At 64.0% G+C, this 433-nt stretch carries 1 protein-coding gene; it reads right to left on the reverse strand.

Going from position 1 to position 433, the window contains the following annotated elements:
• The coding region (locus OC446_RS30635) for an MBL fold metallo-hydrolase (protein ID WP_262032627.1) at positions 1–418 on the reverse strand (418 nt) is incomplete at its 3' end.
• Between the last annotated feature and the right edge of the window lie 15 nt (positions 419–433).

Raw genomic sequence — 433 nt, forward strand, 5'->3', positions numbered from 1 at the left:
CGTGATACTCGAACCGGGCCGGGAGCTGGCCGAGGCGCACCGGAAACAGGGGCGGGGCGAAGAGCCTCCCTAAAGGCTCCATAGCGCTCTCGCCCTCCAGATGCCCGCAATAGGTGCGGATCACGCGCTCGTTGGCGAGGAGCGCCGGCTTGAAGAAGGGCAGGCCGCTGATGTGATCGAGGTGAAGATGGCTGAGGAGGATGTCGATCTGGTCGGGAGCGTTCTGGCCGAGCTCCATGCCAAGCGCGGAGAGACCGGTGCCCGCATCGAGAATGAAGAGACGCTCGCCGCATCGGACCTCGACGCAGGGCGTGTGCGATCCGAATTCAACGAACTGAGGTCCGGATGCGCAGGTGGAGCCGCGTGTGCCCCAGAACCGGACCTGCAATGCGTCAGAGGATGCAACACGCCTTACCATGGCAGGATCATGATG

This window comes from Microvirga sp. Mcv34 (assembly GCF_024519725.1).
Lineage (GTDB): Bacteria > Pseudomonadota > Alphaproteobacteria > Rhizobiales > Beijerinckiaceae > Microvirga.